General features: G+C 63.1%; 17 protein-coding genes. 10 read left to right on the top strand and 7 right to left on the bottom strand.

What is annotated here, in order from left to right; translation table 11 throughout:
- Positions 1–6: 6 nt before the first annotated feature.
- The gene (gene uvrC, locus ACN0X9_RS05190) at positions 7–1,908 is read right to left on the bottom strand and encodes an excinuclease ABC subunit UvrC (RefSeq protein ID WP_417486553.1); all 1,902 of its coding nucleotides are present in this window, start codon (positions 1,906–1,908) and stop codon (positions 7–9) included.
- Between uvrC and ACN0X9_RS05185 the strand changes: the two genes are divergently transcribed.
- Together ACN0X9_RS05185 and ACN0X9_RS05180 are read left to right on the top strand one after the other, a co-directional pair.
- Positions 1,907–2,674 (top strand): SDR family oxidoreductase, encoded by a 768-nt coding sequence (locus tag ACN0X9_RS05185; RefSeq protein WP_417486552.1) that lies wholly within the window; start codon positions 1,907–1,909, stop codon positions 2,672–2,674. The genes uvrC and ACN0X9_RS05185 overlap by 2 nt on opposite strands.
- The gene (locus tag ACN0X9_RS05180; RefSeq protein ID WP_417486551.1) at positions 2,671–3,072 is read left to right on the top strand and encodes a dihydroneopterin aldolase; all 402 of its coding nucleotides are present in this window, start codon (positions 2,671–2,673) and stop codon (positions 3,070–3,072) included. Before ACN0X9_RS05185 ends, ACN0X9_RS05180 begins: the two co-directional genes overlap by 4 nt.
- A 53-nt stretch (positions 3,073–3,125) precedes the next feature.
- On the opposite strand, the gene ACN0X9_RS05175 is transcribed toward ACN0X9_RS05180, so the two are convergent.
- Positions 3,126–3,419: a type II toxin-antitoxin system RelE/ParE family toxin gene (locus tag ACN0X9_RS05175; RefSeq protein WP_417486550.1), complete on the bottom strand. Its 294-nt coding sequence runs from the start codon at positions 3,417–3,419 to the stop codon at positions 3,126–3,128.
- 8 nt (positions 3,420–3,427) lie between these two features.
- On the bottom strand, positions 3,428–3,676 hold the full coding sequence (locus ACN0X9_RS05170; protein WP_417486549.1) for a type II toxin-antitoxin system ParD family antitoxin: 249 nt from the start codon (positions 3,674–3,676) through the stop codon (positions 3,428–3,430).
- Here ACN0X9_RS05170 and ACN0X9_RS05165 point away from each other — a divergent pair.
- A complete protein-coding gene (locus tag ACN0X9_RS05165; protein ID WP_417486548.1) occupies positions 3,660–3,953 on the top strand; it encodes a hypothetical protein in 294 nt (97 codons plus the stop codon). The two genes, ACN0X9_RS05170 and ACN0X9_RS05165, sit on opposite strands and share 17 nt — an antisense overlap.
- An 81-nt stretch (positions 3,954–4,034) precedes the next feature.
- On the opposite strand, the gene ACN0X9_RS05160 is transcribed toward ACN0X9_RS05165, so the two are convergent.
- Positions 4,035–4,631, bottom strand: coding sequence for a LysE family translocator (locus ACN0X9_RS05160; protein ID WP_417486547.1), 597 nt, complete (start codon positions 4,629–4,631; stop codon positions 4,035–4,037).
- A gap of 88 nt (positions 4,632–4,719) precedes the next feature.
- On the opposite strand from ACN0X9_RS05160, the gene ACN0X9_RS05155 reads away from it, so the two are divergent.
- Positions 4,720–5,628 carry a LysR family transcriptional regulator gene (locus ACN0X9_RS05155; RefSeq protein WP_417486546.1) on the top strand — a complete coding sequence of 303 codons (909 nt, stop codon included), beginning with the start codon at positions 4,720–4,722 and terminating at the stop codon, positions 5,626–5,628.
- Here the strand turns inward: ACN0X9_RS05155 and ACN0X9_RS05150 are convergent.
- The gene (locus ACN0X9_RS05150; RefSeq protein ID WP_417486545.1) at positions 5,606–6,337 is read right to left on the bottom strand and encodes a hypothetical protein; all 732 of its coding nucleotides are present in this window, start codon (positions 6,335–6,337) and stop codon (positions 5,606–5,608) included. The genes ACN0X9_RS05155 and ACN0X9_RS05150 overlap by 23 nt on opposite strands.
- A 156-nt stretch (positions 6,338–6,493) precedes the next feature.
- Between ACN0X9_RS05150 and ACN0X9_RS05145 the strand changes: the two genes are divergently transcribed.
- Positions 6,494–7,054 carry a DUF4291 domain-containing protein gene (locus ACN0X9_RS05145; RefSeq protein WP_417486544.1) on the top strand — a complete coding sequence of 187 codons (561 nt, stop codon included), beginning with the start codon at positions 6,494–6,496 and terminating at the stop codon, positions 7,052–7,054.
- A 43-nt stretch (positions 7,055–7,097) separates the two neighbouring features.
- Here the strand turns inward: ACN0X9_RS05145 and ACN0X9_RS05140 are convergent, their stop codons facing one another.
- The gene (locus tag ACN0X9_RS05140; protein WP_417486543.1) at positions 7,098–8,303 is read right to left on the bottom strand and encodes a DUF418 domain-containing protein; all 1,206 of its coding nucleotides are present in this window, start codon (positions 8,301–8,303) and stop codon (positions 7,098–7,100) included.
- A 148-nt stretch (positions 8,304–8,451) separates the two neighbouring features.
- Here ACN0X9_RS05140 and ACN0X9_RS05135 point away from each other — a divergent pair, with 148 nt between their 5' ends.
- From ACN0X9_RS05135 to ACN0X9_RS05120, 4 genes are all read left to right on the top strand, one after another.
- Complete coding sequence (locus ACN0X9_RS05135; RefSeq protein WP_417486542.1) at positions 8,452–9,165, top strand: DUF4197 domain-containing protein; 714 nt, start codon at positions 8,452–8,454, stop codon at positions 9,163–9,165.
- Positions 9,166–9,271: 106 nt separating this feature from the next.
- Positions 9,272–10,285, top strand: coding sequence for a serine hydrolase domain-containing protein (locus tag ACN0X9_RS05130; RefSeq protein ID WP_417486541.1), 1,014 nt, complete (start codon positions 9,272–9,274; stop codon positions 10,283–10,285).
- Positions 10,286–10,454: 169 nt separating this feature from the next.
- The gene (locus tag ACN0X9_RS05125) at positions 10,455–11,981 is read left to right on the top strand and encodes a hypothetical protein (RefSeq protein ID WP_417486540.1); all 1,527 of its coding nucleotides are present in this window, start codon (positions 10,455–10,457) and stop codon (positions 11,979–11,981) included.
- Positions 11,982–12,006: 25 nt separating this feature from the next.
- Entirely contained in the window at positions 12,007–13,005 is a 999-nt protein-coding gene (locus ACN0X9_RS05120; RefSeq protein WP_417486539.1) for an SDH family Clp fold serine proteinase, read from the top strand.
- Positions 13,006–13,020: 15 nt separating this feature from the next.
- Here ACN0X9_RS05120 and ACN0X9_RS05115 read toward each other — a convergent pair whose 3' ends face one another.
- Positions 13,021–14,010 carry a calcium/sodium antiporter gene (locus ACN0X9_RS05115; protein ID WP_417486538.1) on the bottom strand — a complete coding sequence of 330 codons (990 nt, stop codon included), beginning with the start codon at positions 14,008–14,010 and terminating at the stop codon, positions 13,021–13,023.
- A gap of 185 nt (positions 14,011–14,195) precedes the next feature.
- Here ACN0X9_RS05115 and ACN0X9_RS05110 point away from each other — a divergent pair, with 185 nt between their 5' ends.
- Positions 14,196–14,666 carry an NUDIX domain-containing protein gene (locus ACN0X9_RS05110; RefSeq protein ID WP_417486537.1) on the top strand — a complete coding sequence of 157 codons (471 nt, stop codon included), beginning with the start codon at positions 14,196–14,198 and terminating at the stop codon, positions 14,664–14,666.
- The last annotated feature ends 220 nt before the right edge of the window (positions 14,667–14,886 follow it).

Below are 14,886 nucleotides of genomic sequence, written 5' to 3'. Positions count from 1 at the left end.
GTTTCGTCATTTCTGGAACCAGTCATGGATCTTTTTGGCCATGGCTTTGGAGATGCCGTCAACCGCTTCGAGGTCGGCCAGCGCCGCATTGCGCACGGCCTTGGCCGAGCCGAAATGGGCCAGCAGCGCCTTCTTTCGTGACGGACCGATCCCGTCAATCCCGTCGAGCGGATTGTCGGTCATCTGCTTCTTGCGCTTGGCCCGGTGGCCGCCAATGGCGAAGCGGTGGGCCTCGTCGCGCAGGCGCTGGAGATAGTAGAGCACCGGGTCCTTCATCGGCAGTTTGAAGGGCGGCTTGCCGGGCAGGTAGAAGGCTTCCCGGCCGGCATCGCGTTCCGGCCCCTTGGCGATGGCGGCGATGGTGATGCCGGTCTCGTCGCTAATGCCCAGCTCCTCGGCGATCTCCATCACGGAGGACAATTGCCCCTTGCCGCCATCGATCAGCACCAGATCGGGCACCGGGGCGCCGTCATCGCGCTCTTTCAGCAGGCGCGAGAAACGACGCTTGAGCATCGCCTTCATCATCGCGAAATCATCATTGGTAGCGGCGTCATCGCCCTTCATGTTGAAGCGACGATAATGGTTCTTCTCGAAGCCCTCGGGCCCGGCGACAATCATCGCGCCGAGCGCGTTGGTGCCCTGGATGTGCGAGTTGTCATAGACCTCGATCCGCTGGGGCAGGTCAGGCAGGTCAAAGACTCGCTGCACGCCTTTCAGAAGCTGGGTCTGCGAGGCGCTTTCGGCCATCCGCCGGGCGAGGGCTTCGCGGGCATTGGTCAGGGTGCGCTCGACCAGCTTGCGCTTTTCGCCGCGTTGCGGCGTGTGCAGGGAGACCTTGCGTTCGGTACGAAGGCTCAGCGCTTCGCCCAGCAGCTCGGCTTCCTCGATCTCGTGCGATAGCAGGATCAGCGCCGGCGCCGGCTTGTCGTCATAGAATTGGGCGATGAAGGCGGCGAGGACCTCGGCCGGTTCGGCCTCCATGTCATGGCGCGGGAAGAAGGACTGGTTGCCCCAGTTCTGGCCGGCCCGGAAGAAGAAGACCTGGACGCAGGACTTGCCGCCATCGGTGTGCACAGCGACGACGTCGGCCTCCTCGACGCCCTCCGGATTGATGCCCTGGTCGGTGGTGACCGCAGCAATGGCGCGGATGCGATCGCGCAGTTTGGCGGCGGTCTCGAAGTCCATCGCTTCGGACGCTTGTGCCATGCGGGTCTGCAGGTCTTCGCGCAGGGCATTGGAGCGTCCGCGCAGGAAATCGGTGGCCTGGCCGACCAGCTCGTCATAGGCGGCGGGCTCGATCAGATCGACACAGGGGCCGGCGCAGCGCTTGATCTGGTGCAGCATGCAGGCGCGTGAGCGGCCCTCATAAACGCTGTCGCTGCAGGTGCGGACCAGGAAGGCCTTTTGCAGCGTGTTGAGAGTCTGGTTGACCGCTCCGACCGAGGCGAAGGGACCGAAATAATCGCCTTTGGCCTTGCGCGCGCCGCGATGCTTGGTCAGCTGGGCGGCGGGGTGGTCCTTGCGGATCAGGATATAGGGGAAGCTCTTGTCGTCGCGCAGAAGGATGTTGAAGCGCGGCTTCAGAGACTTGATGAGATTGGCTTCCAGCAGCAGGGCTTCGGTCTCGGTCTGGGTGACTACGAACTCCATCTTGCGGGTCAGGCCGATCATCAGGGCGATGCGGTTGGAATGGCCGCGCCCATTGGCATAGTTGGAGACCCGGTTCTTCAGGTTTCGGGCCTTGCCGACATACAGGACCGCGCCATCCTCGCCGAACATGCGATAGACGCCCGGCTTGGGCGGCAGGTTGCGAACGTAGTCGGCGATGAGTTTCGCACCCGCCAGAGATTGCGCCGGCGCGGCGGAAGCGTCATCTATCTCACCGGATTGAGGAGTTTGCGAAGACATGTCGGACAGGATTGCGCTCGTAACCGGCGGCGGCAAGCGCCTGGGTGCCAAAATCGCCAGCGCCCTGGGTGCGGATGGCTGGCATGTGGTCGTTCATTACAATGCTTCGGCGGGCGACGCACAGGCCGTTGCTGCTGACATCGTTGCGGCAGGAGGCTCGGCCCGGGCCGTTCAGTTTGACCTCGCCGATACCGGTGCTGTCGAAGCTTTCCTGGCGGATGTGGGGCGTGTCGACGTGTTGATCAACTCCGCCTCGATCTTCGAGATGGACCGGCCGGAAGACGTCACCCCGCAATCGCTGGAGGATCACTGGCGCATCAATACGGCCGCGCCAGTCCTGCTGGCCAAGGCGATGGCGACAGGGCACACCGGGCGGGCCTCCGGCTGTGTGATCAATCTGCTCGACCAGAAACTGTTCAACCTCAATCCGGATTTCTTTGCCTACACCCTGTCCAAATACGCACTCCTTGGGGCCACCACGACCATGGCCATGGCGCTGGCGCCAACGGTGCGGGTCAATGCGATCGCGCCGGGCATCACCCTGCCATCGGGCGGTCAGTCGGCGGACGAGTTCCAGCGCGCCCATTCGATGAACCCGATGCGCGGCGGCTCGACGTCTGACGACATCATCCGTGCGGTGCGCTTCATCCTTGCGACGCCCTCGATGACGGGTGAGACCATCACTATTGATGGTGGCCAGCATCTCGATGCCCGCAATCGCGATGTCATGTATGCTGCCAATCCGCCGCAGGACGACGCCTCATGAGACTGGACAATGTGATCGAGAACGCCCTCGCCAGCGCCTCCGGCGAGGATGTCTTCATCTACCGGCTGGAAGGCGTGAAGCTGGATGTCGAGATCGGCATCCATGATTATGAGCGCGGCGTCAAACAACGCGTCCTGATCGACGTCATCACCCTGGTGTCCAAGGAATGGTGCGGGTCGGATGATATCGCCACCGTGGTCGACTACGACTATATCCTGCACGGCATCAAGGCACTGGAAACCCGCCAGTTCGACCTCCAGGAAACCCTGTGCGGGACGGTCCTGGATATCGCCCTTGAACCCGCCGTCGTCTCCGCCGCCCAGGTCACGACACGCAAGGTCGATGCCTATGCGGACGCGGCGGCGGTGGGACTGACGCGGTTTCGGCGGAAGGTTTAGCGGCGGGAATCTGCGACAGGTGCAATTAACGCGTCGCCAATTATGCCTGTTCCCTAGCCGTCTTCGCTTTCCCAGTCCTCCCGGCCATGGCGCACCCTCAGGATGAGAACTTGGCCGGCTGTGTCGGCGCGGTAGAGGATAAGGTGGGAACCGTGCGGATGGCAGCGAACAGGGGGCGATATCTCGGAGCGCTCCCGGGCAGCTTGCGGATGCCGGGCTAGAAACTCGAACGCGGTTTGCAGGCTGGCATGATAGCGATCCGCCTGGTCGGGGCCAAAGCGGTCCGCCCCCTCCCGATAGAGCGCGATCAGGTCGGCTTCCGCAGCCCGGCTGATCGCATAGTCCATCGACAGCCTTAGTCTTCCGCGACGCGTAGCTGCGATCGGGCCGCGGCCCGGATGTCCGCCATGCTGCGCTCGGTGACGCCGCTCTCGCTCGCCTCGTCGACCAGGCCTTGCATATGGGCGATGCGGATGCGCCGGTCCTGGTCGCGCCGGATCAGGTCGCGCACATAATCGCTGGCATTGCTGTAGCGACCGTCAGCGCTCTGGGCTTCGACCCAGAGCTTCATGGCGTCGGGCAAGGAGATGTTCATCGTGGCCATCGGCAGCTCCAGTCCTCCGAAAGCATGGCATAATCTGACAAAGATTGCCAATTTGTGCTGGAATACAAGGCGGCAGCCGCCAATTATTTCCATGCCGACGCCGAGGTGGAAGGTGCAACTCGCACTATTCCATGACCCTGCCGCGCATTTGCGCACACCCACCCATACACTCCTTGCCGAGATGTCGCCGCATCCGGTTTTCCAGGTCAAGGGCCGCATGGCGGCCGCTTCGCGGTTTACCCTTGAGCTGGAAAACCGGATACGGCCTGCTGGCTGACAAGGGCTGTATGGACCAGTCTGCGCGTCGCGCGCTCACGTTCAGAATGTATTGGGAAAACGTGCGCGATCGCGGGCGACGTCAGACCAGGCTATCCACCGCCAGGCCCAGCGCCAACACCACCAAGGTTCCACCGACCGCGATGTTGAAGATGCGCATGCGGACAGGGTTGGCCAGGAAGCGGCGGATGCTGCCGCCGAGCACCGCCCAGCTGCCGACCCCGATCAGGCAAAGCGCGAAGTACAAGCTGGCGAAAACGGCCAGTTCGCGGCTGGGCCCAGCCAGCTCAAACAGCGAGACCGCGGCCAGGCAGGCCGCCCAGGCCTTGGGGTTGACCCATTGCATCAGGGCGCCCTGCCAGGCCCGGGGAATGTCCGGCTTGTCGGTTTCCGCAAGACCGGTTGGCGCGAGGGCGATCCTGATACCGAACCAGATGATGACGGCGGCGCCGATCACCGAAAGGGCCTGCATCCAGTAGCTGCCCAGCGTCGCCACCAGATTGGCGGCGAGCCCCACACTCACGAGCAAGGCTGTAAAACCGGCGGTCGAGCCAACCACAAAGGGCAGGGCGCGCACCGGCCCGTGATGCAGTCCGGCGGACAGCGTCATCATGTTCACCGGTCCCGGCGAGATCGACATGGTCAGCGCAAACGCGCTCATGGCCAGCAGGTTTCCCATTGCAGTCTCCTTTTTCGAGGAGGTAGCCGTTGCCTGGATAATTGATTAGTCTGTTCAATTGAATTTCATTGTGCGAAAAATCTGATGAATGCTTGAGCATCTCAAATCCCTCGCCACCTTTGGCATGGTGCTGCGGACCGGTTCGTTTCGCGCCGCTGCCGACCAGCTGGGCATGGCGCCCTCGACGGTCAGCTATCATGTCAGCGCGCTGGAGGCGGCGGTTGGCGCGCCGCTCCTGAACCGTTCGACCCGACGTCTGTCACCGACCCCGCTGGGTGAAGCGCTGGGGCAGCAGGCCGAGGCAATGCTCGCAGCCGCCGACGGAGCGATCCAGCTGGCGGGGTCGCGCACCGGCGTGCTGCGCGGCCAGCTCTCGGTCACCTGTACCTCGGCGGTGATCGGTGCCGGTTTCGGCGAGGCGGTCGCGGCCTTCACGCGGACCCATCGCGACATCACCATTCGGCTCGACGTCTCGGACGTGGCGGCTGATCTGATCGCCGGTCGCTTCGATCTGGCCATCCGCGCCGGACAATTCGCCGATAGCGCCATGAAGATCCGGCGGATCGGCCAGATCGAACGAAGTCTGGTCTGTGCACCGCAGCTCTTGCAGGCAGATGCAACAAGCCCTGACGCAGATGGTATGGCCCGGCGGCCCTGGGTCCGCTTGGCGAGCATGTCGGCGCGCCGTCCCCTTCTGTCGCCGGATGGGGAGACAGTGGAACTGCCGACCGCGACGGCGGCCGAGGTCGGCAGTATCGACGCGATGATCGAGCTGGCCCTGGCCGGGATGGGCCTGGCGACCCCGCCAACCCATCTGGTCGCCGCCCATTTGGCATCCGGCGCACTTGTTGAAGCGGCTCCAGGCTGGCAGGTGCCCCCCATCGACCTGCACGCGGTCTGGCCCGGTTCCCGGACCGAGTCACCCGTGCGCCGGGCTTTTGTCCGTCACCTGCTGGAGGTCTGGACGCCGCGCCTCAATCGTCCTGTTTCAGCATGATCGCGGCCGTATAGGGCAGGAAGATTGACAGTTCCAGCGGGCCGGTCTGGGTCAGGCGGACGCGTTCCTGCAGGTTGGTCGCGACATTGATTTCATAGTCACTGCCGAAGGTCGTGCGCAGGAAGCGGACATCATTGGCGATCGCGCGCACCACATCATTGCGATACTGGTCGGCGCCGCCAGTCAGGGTCAGGCTGTAGGATGGCGAAGGGTGGACACTGGCGCGTCCAGTGCCTTGCAGGCTTTCGACAAAGGCCGCGACGCGATTGTCGGCATCGTCGAAGTCGTCCGACTCGCCGACCGGTGTCTTCAGATAAAGCGTGACCGTGGACACATCTTCGCGGCGCGGATGCTCGGTGATGGCAACTTGTCCGATCATGTCGGGGTCGAGATCGACCAAACCGTCGCCCATCATCGAGACCGTGATGCCCGGTGACCGCTCGGCCTGTTCGAGCATGGCTTGCAGGGTTGCCCGAACTTCTTCGCGGCGCGGGTCCTGCTCGCGCGTGTCGGACAGGATTTCGACCGTGACGAGGAAATTGTCGGCCCGGCGAACGACATGGACATGGGGGACAGTCTGGGCTTCGCGGTTGCGCCGCGCTTCCGGGCGGGCGATCCGCGATCCGGTTACCACGATCTCGTCCTGGAACGCTTCGGCTGCGTGCGGCAGGATCAGGAATGCGCACAGCGCAAGTACAAACACTCTCATTGGCCAACCCTTTTTCAACGTCTTTCAAGTGGACGCTAGTGCGGCGGTGGCAGGCTGTCACCTTGCCATCGCCCCGTGCCTTCCCGGCCATTCATGTGATAGCGTGATGAGTATCCCGCTCCGGACCCGCGCCCAGAGAGGTTCGCTTGTCGTCCGATGAATGACATTCCCGAGAAGCAGATTCGCGCCGTCCATGACGAGCAGACAATCCGGGTATACCAAGCTTACAGTGACACGATCGCCGACGCGGCTTTGGCTGCGGGGACATTTGTCTCACCGCCCTTCAAGATGGATCGGATGACCTGGATCAAGCCCTCTTTCCTGTGGATGATGTATCGCGCCGGTTGGGGCTTCAAGGATGCCGGTCAGAATCGAATTCTCGCCATCGACATCAGTCGGGAAGGGTTTGGGTGGGCGTTGGAGCATAGCTGTCCCAGCCACCCGGACCCGTCGATGAGTCCGGAGGATTGGGCCAGGCTGAAGGCGGCTTCACCCGTTAGAATCCAGTGGGATCCGGAGCGCGACCTTCACCACCAGCCTCTCGCCCACAGGGCGATCCAGATTGGATTGTGTGGCGAAGCCGTGCGCCGCTATGTGGATGAATGGATCATCCGGATCACTGATGTCACGAGTTTGGCGGCGACGATCTACTCTCATGTCGAGGTCGGAGACCTGGCCAAGGCCCGGGAGCTCCTGCCTGATGAACGCCCCTATTGAGCGGGGCGTCCATCAGGGCTGACAGGGCTGAAGTGCGCGAGGTTTACCCCGCCGCCTCGACAGGCTTGCCTTTCAGCAGCGGCTGGAACCCACCATAGGTGAGTGAGCGCCACAGCCATTCCAGCGGGCCGAAGCGGAAGAAGTGGAGCCAGATCGGCGACCAGACCAGCTGCACCGCCCAGACCATCAGGACCATGTTGAACTGATCGACCCGTTCGACGGTGCCGAACAGGCCAAGGCCTGGCGTGCCGACGAAGATGAAGGTCATGATCAGCGTCTGGGTCAGATAGTTGGTGAAGGCCATCCGGCCGGTCGCCGCGAACAGTTTCACGATCAGGCTGAAGATCCCGATCTTGGCGATCAGCATCACGGTCGAGGCATAACCGAAGGCCAGGGTGAGGCTGCCGACATACATCAGCGCATTGCCATCGGCCATGGCCTGCGCGCTGAACTCGCCGTCCACCATCAGGACGGTCGAGGTGTGGCAGAGCCACCAGCCGGCAGCCAGGGAGACCGCGGCCAGCACGCCGTAGCGGACATAGCCCCAGCTGGCAGACAGGAAGCCGCTCTTGAACAGGGCCATGCCGATGAACATCAGACCCATGGTGCGCGGACCCAGCCCGATGATGCTGAAGATCTGGCCGAAGACGGCAAATCCGGCATTCCAGGGCAGGCGATCAATATAGCCGGTCTGATAGGCACTGATCATGCCGTCCATCAGGCCGGCCATCATTTCGGCTTCCTGGGCAGCGGACTCCGGCGTCGCGAACATGGCGCCGAGATAGTTGCCACCGACCATCAAAGGCGCCGAGAGGACGATAAGCCCGAGGCCGTACCAGGTCAGCTTGGTCGCTGACATGCGGCGGGCCTTCACGGCCAGCATGCCGAGCAGGGCGTAATGGACCAGGATATCGCCCCACCACAGCAGGTAGGCGTGCACCGCCCCGATCGCGAGCAGCCACAGCATGCGCGGGTAATGCTTGCCGGTGTCCTCGCCATCGCCCGCCATCAGGATGATGCCGGCGCCGAACAAGGTCGAGAAGATGGTGATGAACTTGAAGGCGAAGAAGGTGTGGGCAAAGGCCCAGACATCCATGTTGGCGCCGGTCAGGTCCATCTGCATGGTTGGATTGTCGTATGCGAAGGGCGTCATCGCGAAGCCCTGTACATTCATCATCAGGATGCCCAGCACGGCGATGCCGCGCAGTGCGTCGATCGAGACCAGACGGTCGGTTCTCGGTGCTGACATTGTGTTCCCCCTTGGAATATGGCGCGCAGACTAGCGATCCGGACCATGTTTGTCGCGGGGATGCAGCGATGTTCAGTTCCCCCTCGCCGACAAAGTGTTCGCTCGCGCATCCATGTGCAACACTCCTTCGCCTTGTCAGGAGATTCACATGCACCGTCGTTCCCTTGTCCTGGGCCTTGGCTCACTCCTCCTATTGGCTCCGTCGCCCGCTCTGGCGAGGCAATTCCGGCTGAATGAACGCCAGGCCGGCGAGGGCGTCCGGGCGGCGCTGAGCCAGGCGGCGCGTCTCGCAACGTCGAGACTGGGCCGGACCGACGGATTCTTCGGCGACCCGCAAGTGCGCATTCCGCTGCCATCACGGGTTCGCGATGTTCAGCGGATGTTGCGCCGGGTCGGGCTGTCGCGAGAGCTCGATGATCTTGAGCGCCAGCTCAATCGCGCAGCCGAAGCCGCCATGCCGGCGGTACAGACGATTTTCGTCGATGCGGTCCGCTCGATTACACTGGACGATGCGATCGGGATTGTCCGCGGCGGTGACCGCTCGGCCACCGACTATCTGGAACGCCGGACATCGGACGCGCTTTACTCTCTCATCCGCCCCCGCATGGCCGACACGCTCGAGGCGTCCGGGGCCTATCGGACGCTGCTGCCGATCGAGGAAAGACTGGGCAATCAGGGCGGCTTTCTGGGTCGGTTGATGCGCAGCCGGTCGGACGGCCGGTCCCTGCGCGACCAGGTGACTGACGACGCCTCGCGCCGTGCCATGGCCGGTGTGTTCCACTATGTCGGCGAGGAGGAGCGGGCGATCCGCAGCGATCCCGTCAACCGGACCACATCGATCCTGCGCCGCGTCTTTGGCTGACATTCCGGCACACGGCGACCTCACAGCCAAGTGACCGGCGCCAGGCTGGCACCGCGGTCCGGATCAGGCAGATTGGTCCGGCTCGGGCTGGAGGGAGTGTCTGTCGATGTCGATCCGCCACTGGTCGGCCCACCTGGCCGCACTGTTCACCATCACCTTGCTCGCCTTGCCGCAGGCCGCAGCGCAATCGCGCCTGGAAGTCGATTGTGAAGCCGGGTGGACCCATCATGTGGCCGCGCGCGGCGTCGCTTTCCTTGTCATCCATCACGGCGCCCTGGTGTGCGAGCGCTATGATCGCGGAGTTGACCCCGAAGACAGCTGGTGGCTGGCCAGCGGGACCAAGAGCTTTGCGCCTGTGATGGTCGCCCTGGCCGTCCAGGACGGCTTGCTGGAACTGGATCAACCGGTTTCGGATGTGCTGGAGGAGTGGGCCGGCGACCCGGACCGGTCTGCGGTCACGATCCGCCATCTGCTCGACCAGTCGAGTGGTCTGGCGGTGAACGCTCGAAACCGGCGCCTGCCCAGCTATCAGCGGGCCATTGCCACCCGGCAGGATTTCGAGCCGGGTGAGCGGTTCCGATATGGTGCTGCCCATTTCGAAGTGCTGGGGGAGGTGCTGCGACGGCAACTCGCCGCCAACGATCTTGACCCGACTCCGGCCGACTATCTTTTGCGACGCTTCCTGCGTCCGCTGGGGATCGGGATCGACGCCTGGCGGGCGGTCGATGGACAGCCGGCCATGTCGGAAGGCGCGCGGATGTCCGCGCTGGACTGGGGGCGTTTTGGCCAGGCCGTGCTGGCTCAGGGTCGCTTCGGCGATGTCGTGTTGGGCGATGAGGGGGTCTGGGCGGCGATGTTCGAGCCCGGAACTGCCAATCCCGGATACGGGCTCGGCTGGTGGCTGATCGACCCGAAGGCGGGTGGCTGGTCCCGTCCATTCGTCGCCGTCGCGGCGGGGGCCGGGGGCCAGCGTCTTTACATCATTCCGGATATGGATCTGGTGGTCGTGCGGATGACGCGCGGCGTCATCGATGACCGGGCGACGCGAGAGCAGGACTGGTCAGACCGGGCATTCCTGCGCCGCCTGATCATTGCACCGGCACCGCGACTGGATGACTAGGCCGGCATTGACGGCGTGGTGAGTCCGTCCAGGTCGCCAATAAATTCAATTGCTTGAACAAAAAGCGCAACGACAGGTATTATCAGCTGGCCATGCGTGCAGCCGGGCGTTAACCTTTTTGGATAGCAGTCGGTCATCGGGCCGGCGATCGGACGGTTCGGGGGGGCCCATGATCGACTTGTTCACCTATTTTCTCGCCATCATGGGAGTGATTGGCGGCGTTCTGACCTTGGTCGGTATGGCCATGCCGCGGTTGGCAGCGGCCGACAGGATTGAAATCCGCTGGGCTGACGCGAGCGCCGAGTCGCTGTTGCGGATCCCTGTCACCGCGGTGCAGAATTTCATTAATTCCACACGCAATGCATCGGAGGGCACGGCGGCGCGTGCCCGCAATGTCCAGAGCATCGCCTGGATCGTGGCAAGCGTATTTGGCACGGGCTACCTGATTTTCCGGATCGGCTATGGAAGCGAGGGCGTGTGGAATCGCATGGTCCCGTTGATCGTGATCGTCTGCCTGGGAGTTCTCGCACTCTTCTTGAACCGGTTCTTTGCGCAAAATCTTCATCGGTTGATCGAGCGTGTCAGGCTGGATGCCCGCCATGGCGAGTTTGCCCGGCACCTCGAATTCCTGGAACGGCGGCAGCAGCGGGCGAATGAATTTGCCGCTCGATCCGACCTGGATGAGGATGGTCGACGCTTCATCGACATGGAGCAGCGGACGCTGCAGCGCCGGGCGCAGGACACCCAGGTGCGCATCGAACTTGCGGAGAAGCGCCAGGAAGAACTCGGCGATGTCACGACACTGGTGGCGAGCAGTCGGGCCGGGACCTTCCGCGTTTTCGTCGTGACCTCGATGGTGGTGGGGGCGCTCGCATGGTTGTGGTGGCAGAGTTACCTCCCGCTCGTGGCGGGGGTGTTCGATGTGCCGATCACGGATGCGCTGCAGATCATCGTGTTGATGATCCCGATCCTGCTCTTCATGTTCCTGTTCCTGCAAACACTCATCCCGACGACGCAAATCCTGTCCAGCAATGAGTTGTCAGATCAGGACGGCAGCACCGATCCGCTCAACCAGGCGTCCGTCTTCCTTTTCCTTCTCGGGATATGTCTGTCTCTTGCCTTGACCTTTTCGGCTTTGGCACTGGGAAGCCTGCTCGAGCCGACGGCCCCATTGCCCCAGACCCCGCAACTGGTCGTGTTCAATGCGGTATTCGACGGCCTCACACTCATGCTGACAATTCGTGTGCTGCAATTTGCGACACGCGGGGCCTTTCGGCGCGGATCGTCCGATGTGATCGCTTCGTTGAAGGTGTTCGGGGCCATCATTGTCGATATCGGGATCGCTGCAGGCCTCGCATTTCTGAGCCTCTATGTCGGGTTGTTCGGGTCAGAATTCCAGGTCAGTGCCGCGGAAGCCTTCCGGGTCCTGATCGGGCTGGCGCCGAACGGCGAAGGAGCCGAATTCGGACCCTATTTCTGGGTCATGCACACCGCCTTCATTCCGACCCTGATGTATCTGCTCGGACTGGTTCTTCTCATCCTGATGAAGCTCATCGCGACGCTGTTCTACATCGTGTTCAACGGTCGTTTCGGACGCGCCATTCCGGCAACCGGCACCTTGTTGATGACGGTGTCGGCGATGGGGGGATACCTGATCTATCTCGGCGACAGGCATCAATGGTTCGGGGGCGGATAGCGCTGCGGCGCGCAAGGGGGATGAGATGACGGAATTCAACACGACTGAACTGGTGGCAATGGGGGTGGCGGCCGTGGCGGTGGTGATCACGGCGATCGCCATTGCGGTGGTGGTCGCCATGCGACGCACCCGGACGCTGCCGACCGATGTCCTCGACAAGACTCGTCGCGCCCGCCAGCGAACCTATCAGCAAGCCGAAAAGGACCTGGCGTCGTTCCGCCGCGACATCCGCAAATCCCATCGCAATGGTGCGGTCATCATCGATCTGGTGTGTGATCTGGGCGACCAGTGGGAGGATCGCGACGCGCCGCGCTTCATCACTCACGAACAGGCCATCCAGGCCCAGCAGAGCCTGCACCCTTTGATGGCCCTCAAGAGCCAGAAAAAGCTGCCGACCCTTGTCATCATTCTCCATACCTTCGGCGGCTACTCGCTTGCCGCCCAGCTGATCGCCTCGGCAGTCAATGCCTATGAGGGGCCAAAAGTGGCCTATGTCCCGTATATTGCGATGTCGGGGGGCACGAAGATCGCGTTGGCGGCGGAAAAGATCGTCATGGGCCCAACCGCTTGCCTGGGACCGATTGATACGCAGCATGGCGGTATTTCAAATCGCAATCTTCAAGCTCTGCGGAGCGACGAGAAACTGCCTGCCATTCCGCCGAACTTCCTGGTCGCGATGTACGAAGCCGACAAATTCGACAGCTTTGCGGTCGATCACGCGGAAAAGATCATCCATCCCAACCACACCCGCAGCGGCAAAAAACCGGACGTGGCCCGCTTTCTGGCATCGGGTGAGTGGTCTCACAGTCGTCCGATCTACCTGTCGGAGGCAGTCGAAGCGTTGGGGTTGAATGCCAAGTCGCCGTGTCCGGCCTCTGTTCTCGGCTATGTGGATGCCCGTATCCGGATGATCGACACGCAGATCGAGCGTGAGGCAAAGGCGCCGCCCGTGCCGTCGGCGACGGCCGCTGACGACGGTCCTGTGTCCAGTGACAGCGCGCTGAAACTCAAAGTGACAGCCTAGGCTGCGAGAGGCCGGCTAACCGCCCAGCACCGACCGGGCGAGCACGACGATATAGCCGACATAACCGGCAAACAGCCCGGCGCCGAGGAGACGGCTGATCGGCTGCTTGGCCAGGATGATGCCGGCGATGACGACGCTTGCGCCCAGCATCACCCAGAAGTCGAGCCCGAAGAAGGCCTCGGGGACGGGCAACTCGGTGCCGGCCATCGAGGCCGCGATCCCGGTCGCGCCGCCAACGGCGAAGACGTTGAAGATGTTCGATCCCAGCACATTGCCGATGGCCAGATCGGCCTGGCGCCGGACCGATGCCATGACGACGGTGGCCAGCTCCGGCAGCGAGGTGCCGAAGGCAACCGCGGTCAGGCCGATGATGGCGTCATCGACGCCAAGATCAGCGGCAGCGGCCGTACCGCCGGTGACGATCATCTGCGCACCGATGGGAAGTCCCACCAGACCAATCAGCAGCGAACCGAGAATGGTCGGCAGGGATTTGGGCAGGCCGTCCATGTGTTCCAGGTCCGTCAGTTCGGCGATGGACGGATCATCGGTCTTGCCGCGGGCCAGGAAGGCCAGCAGGGCGATATAGCCGATGATCAGTCCGAACAGGACGTAGCCCTCGGTCGCCGAAATGCTGCGGTCCCAGCTGAAGGCGATCATGATGATCGCCGCACCGAGCGCGAAGATGGCATTGCGGCGCACGCCGGGCGTGGTCGTCGCGATCGCCCCGAACATCGCCGGCAGGCCGAGGATCAGCAGGAAGTTGGCAATATTGGAGCCGACGATATTGCCAAGCGCCAGTCCCGGTGCACCGGACAGGGCCGACTGGACCGAGACGACCAGTTCGGGGGCCGACGTGCCAAAGGCAATGATGGTCAGACCGACCAGCAGCGGCGGCAGGCGCCACAGGCGGGCCAGTGCGGCGCCGCCACGGACCAGCAAATCCCCGCCAAACAGCAGGAAGATGATGCCGACCAGAATCAGCGCGATATAAGCAGGAGCTGCCATGTCTTGGCGGACCGTCGGTTCGCGGACTAGTCGAGGCGGCGGTATTCGATGAGGTTGAGCAGGCCGAAAATGCCGGCCACAAGGCCAATAGCGATCAGAGCGTACATGAGAAACTTCCCCAAAACGGCGTGTATTGGCCCCGTACATAACCCGCCGACGCGGTACTGGCTAGCGGGTGTTGCGGCATGAACTGGCGACAGCGCATCGAGCCGATTGTGCGGCCTTTCATGCAGGCTTTCTGGCGTCAGTCCCGCGGCATGACGCTGGGCGTCCGCGGCATTGTTGTCAGGGCCGACGGACACATCGTGCTGGTCCGTCACACCTATGTTGGCGGCTGGCATCTGCCCGGCGGCGGCGTCGAGCGAGGGGAAAGCGTTCGCGATGCGCTGACCCATGAATTGCGGGACGAGGCAGGCGTCGCGATCCGCGGCGCCGAAGTGGTCCAGGGGATCCATGCCAACCACAAACGGTTTCGCGGCGATCATGTCGTGGTTTGCGTGGTCCGGGATTGGGAAGCGTGCAAGAGCGATGCGGTCGGCGAAATCGCCGAGACTGGCTGGTTCGATCCGGCAGCTCTGCCGCCCGACACCACAGCCGCGACCCGCGCCCGGATCGCGGAATTCCTGGGTGAGGCCGGGATTGCCGACACCTGGTAGCCCCGCGATCCGGAAAGTTGCGGTGTACCGGATCTGGCTGACACGAAGCGAGGGGAATCGGGCCGGTCAGTCCGGTACACCGCGGGGCGCACGCTGACGACACTAGGCGGTCCGATCTGAACGCCAGCTGACGCGCTTCGGCCAAATTTTGCCCCGTATGTGGCTTCAAATGGGGACAAGTGCGGCAAAATCACTACGATAATGGCACCAGGGGCCTCTA

It is taken from the genome of Maricaulis sp. (assembly GCF_048268525.1).
Taxonomy (GTDB): domain Bacteria; phylum Pseudomonadota; class Alphaproteobacteria; order Caulobacterales; family Maricaulaceae; genus Maricaulis.
Note: the sequence above shows the minus strand (reverse complement) of the source record. Positions and strands in the feature narration are given on the sequence as shown.

Bases quoted from the DNA above. Each gene is read 5' to 3' on its own strand.
- ACN0X9_RS05150 (WP_417486545.1), bottom strand. From the start codon at position 6,337: ATGAGAGTGTTTGTACTTGCGCTGTGCGCATTCCTGATCCTGCCGCAC.
- ACN0X9_RS05145 (WP_417486544.1), top strand. From the start codon at position 6,494: ATGAATGACATTCCCGAGAAGCAGATTCGCGCCGTCCATGACGAGCAG.
- ACN0X9_RS05120 (WP_417486539.1), top strand. From the start codon at position 12,007: ATGACGGAATTCAACACGACTGAACTGGTGGCAATGGGGGTGGCGGCC.
- ACN0X9_RS05165 (WP_417486548.1), top strand. From the start codon at position 3,660: ATGTTCATCGTGGCCATCGGCAGCTCCAGTCCTCCGAAAGCATGGCAT.
- ACN0X9_RS05115 (WP_417486538.1), bottom strand. From the start codon at position 14,010: ATGGCAGCTCCTGCTTATATCGCGCTGATTCTGGTCGGCATCATCTTC.
- ACN0X9_RS05160 (WP_417486547.1), bottom strand. From the start codon at position 4,631: ATGGGAAACCTGCTGGCCATGAGCGCGTTTGCGCTGACCATGTCGATC.
- ACN0X9_RS05125 (WP_417486540.1), top strand. From the start codon at position 10,455: ATGATCGACTTGTTCACCTATTTTCTCGCCATCATGGGAGTGATTGGC.
- uvrC (WP_417486553.1), bottom strand. From the start codon at position 1,908: ATGTCTTCGCAAACTCCTCAATCCGGTGAGATAGATGACGCTTCCGCC.
- ACN0X9_RS05130 (WP_417486541.1), top strand. From the start codon at position 9,272: ATGTCGATCCGCCACTGGTCGGCCCACCTGGCCGCACTGTTCACCATC.
- ACN0X9_RS05175 (WP_417486550.1), bottom strand. From the start codon at position 3,419: ATGGACTATGCGATCAGCCGGGCTGCGGAAGCCGACCTGATCGCGCTC.
- ACN0X9_RS05155 (WP_417486546.1), top strand. From the start codon at position 4,720: ATGCTTGAGCATCTCAAATCCCTCGCCACCTTTGGCATGGTGCTGCGG.
- ACN0X9_RS05135 (WP_417486542.1), top strand. From the start codon at position 8,452: ATGCACCGTCGTTCCCTTGTCCTGGGCCTTGGCTCACTCCTCCTATTG.
- ACN0X9_RS05140 (WP_417486543.1), bottom strand. From the start codon at position 8,303: ATGTCAGCACCGAGAACCGACCGTCTGGTCTCGATCGACGCACTGCGC.
- ACN0X9_RS05170 (WP_417486549.1), bottom strand. From the start codon at position 3,676: ATGGCCACGATGAACATCTCCTTGCCCGACGCCATGAAGCTCTGGGTC.
- ACN0X9_RS05110 (WP_417486537.1), top strand. From the start codon at position 14,196: ATGAACTGGCGACAGCGCATCGAGCCGATTGTGCGGCCTTTCATGCAG.
- ACN0X9_RS05180 (WP_417486551.1), top strand. From the start codon at position 2,671: ATGAGACTGGACAATGTGATCGAGAACGCCCTCGCCAGCGCCTCCGGC.
- ACN0X9_RS05185 (WP_417486552.1), top strand. From the start codon at position 1,907: ATGTCGGACAGGATTGCGCTCGTAACCGGCGGCGGCAAGCGCCTGGGT.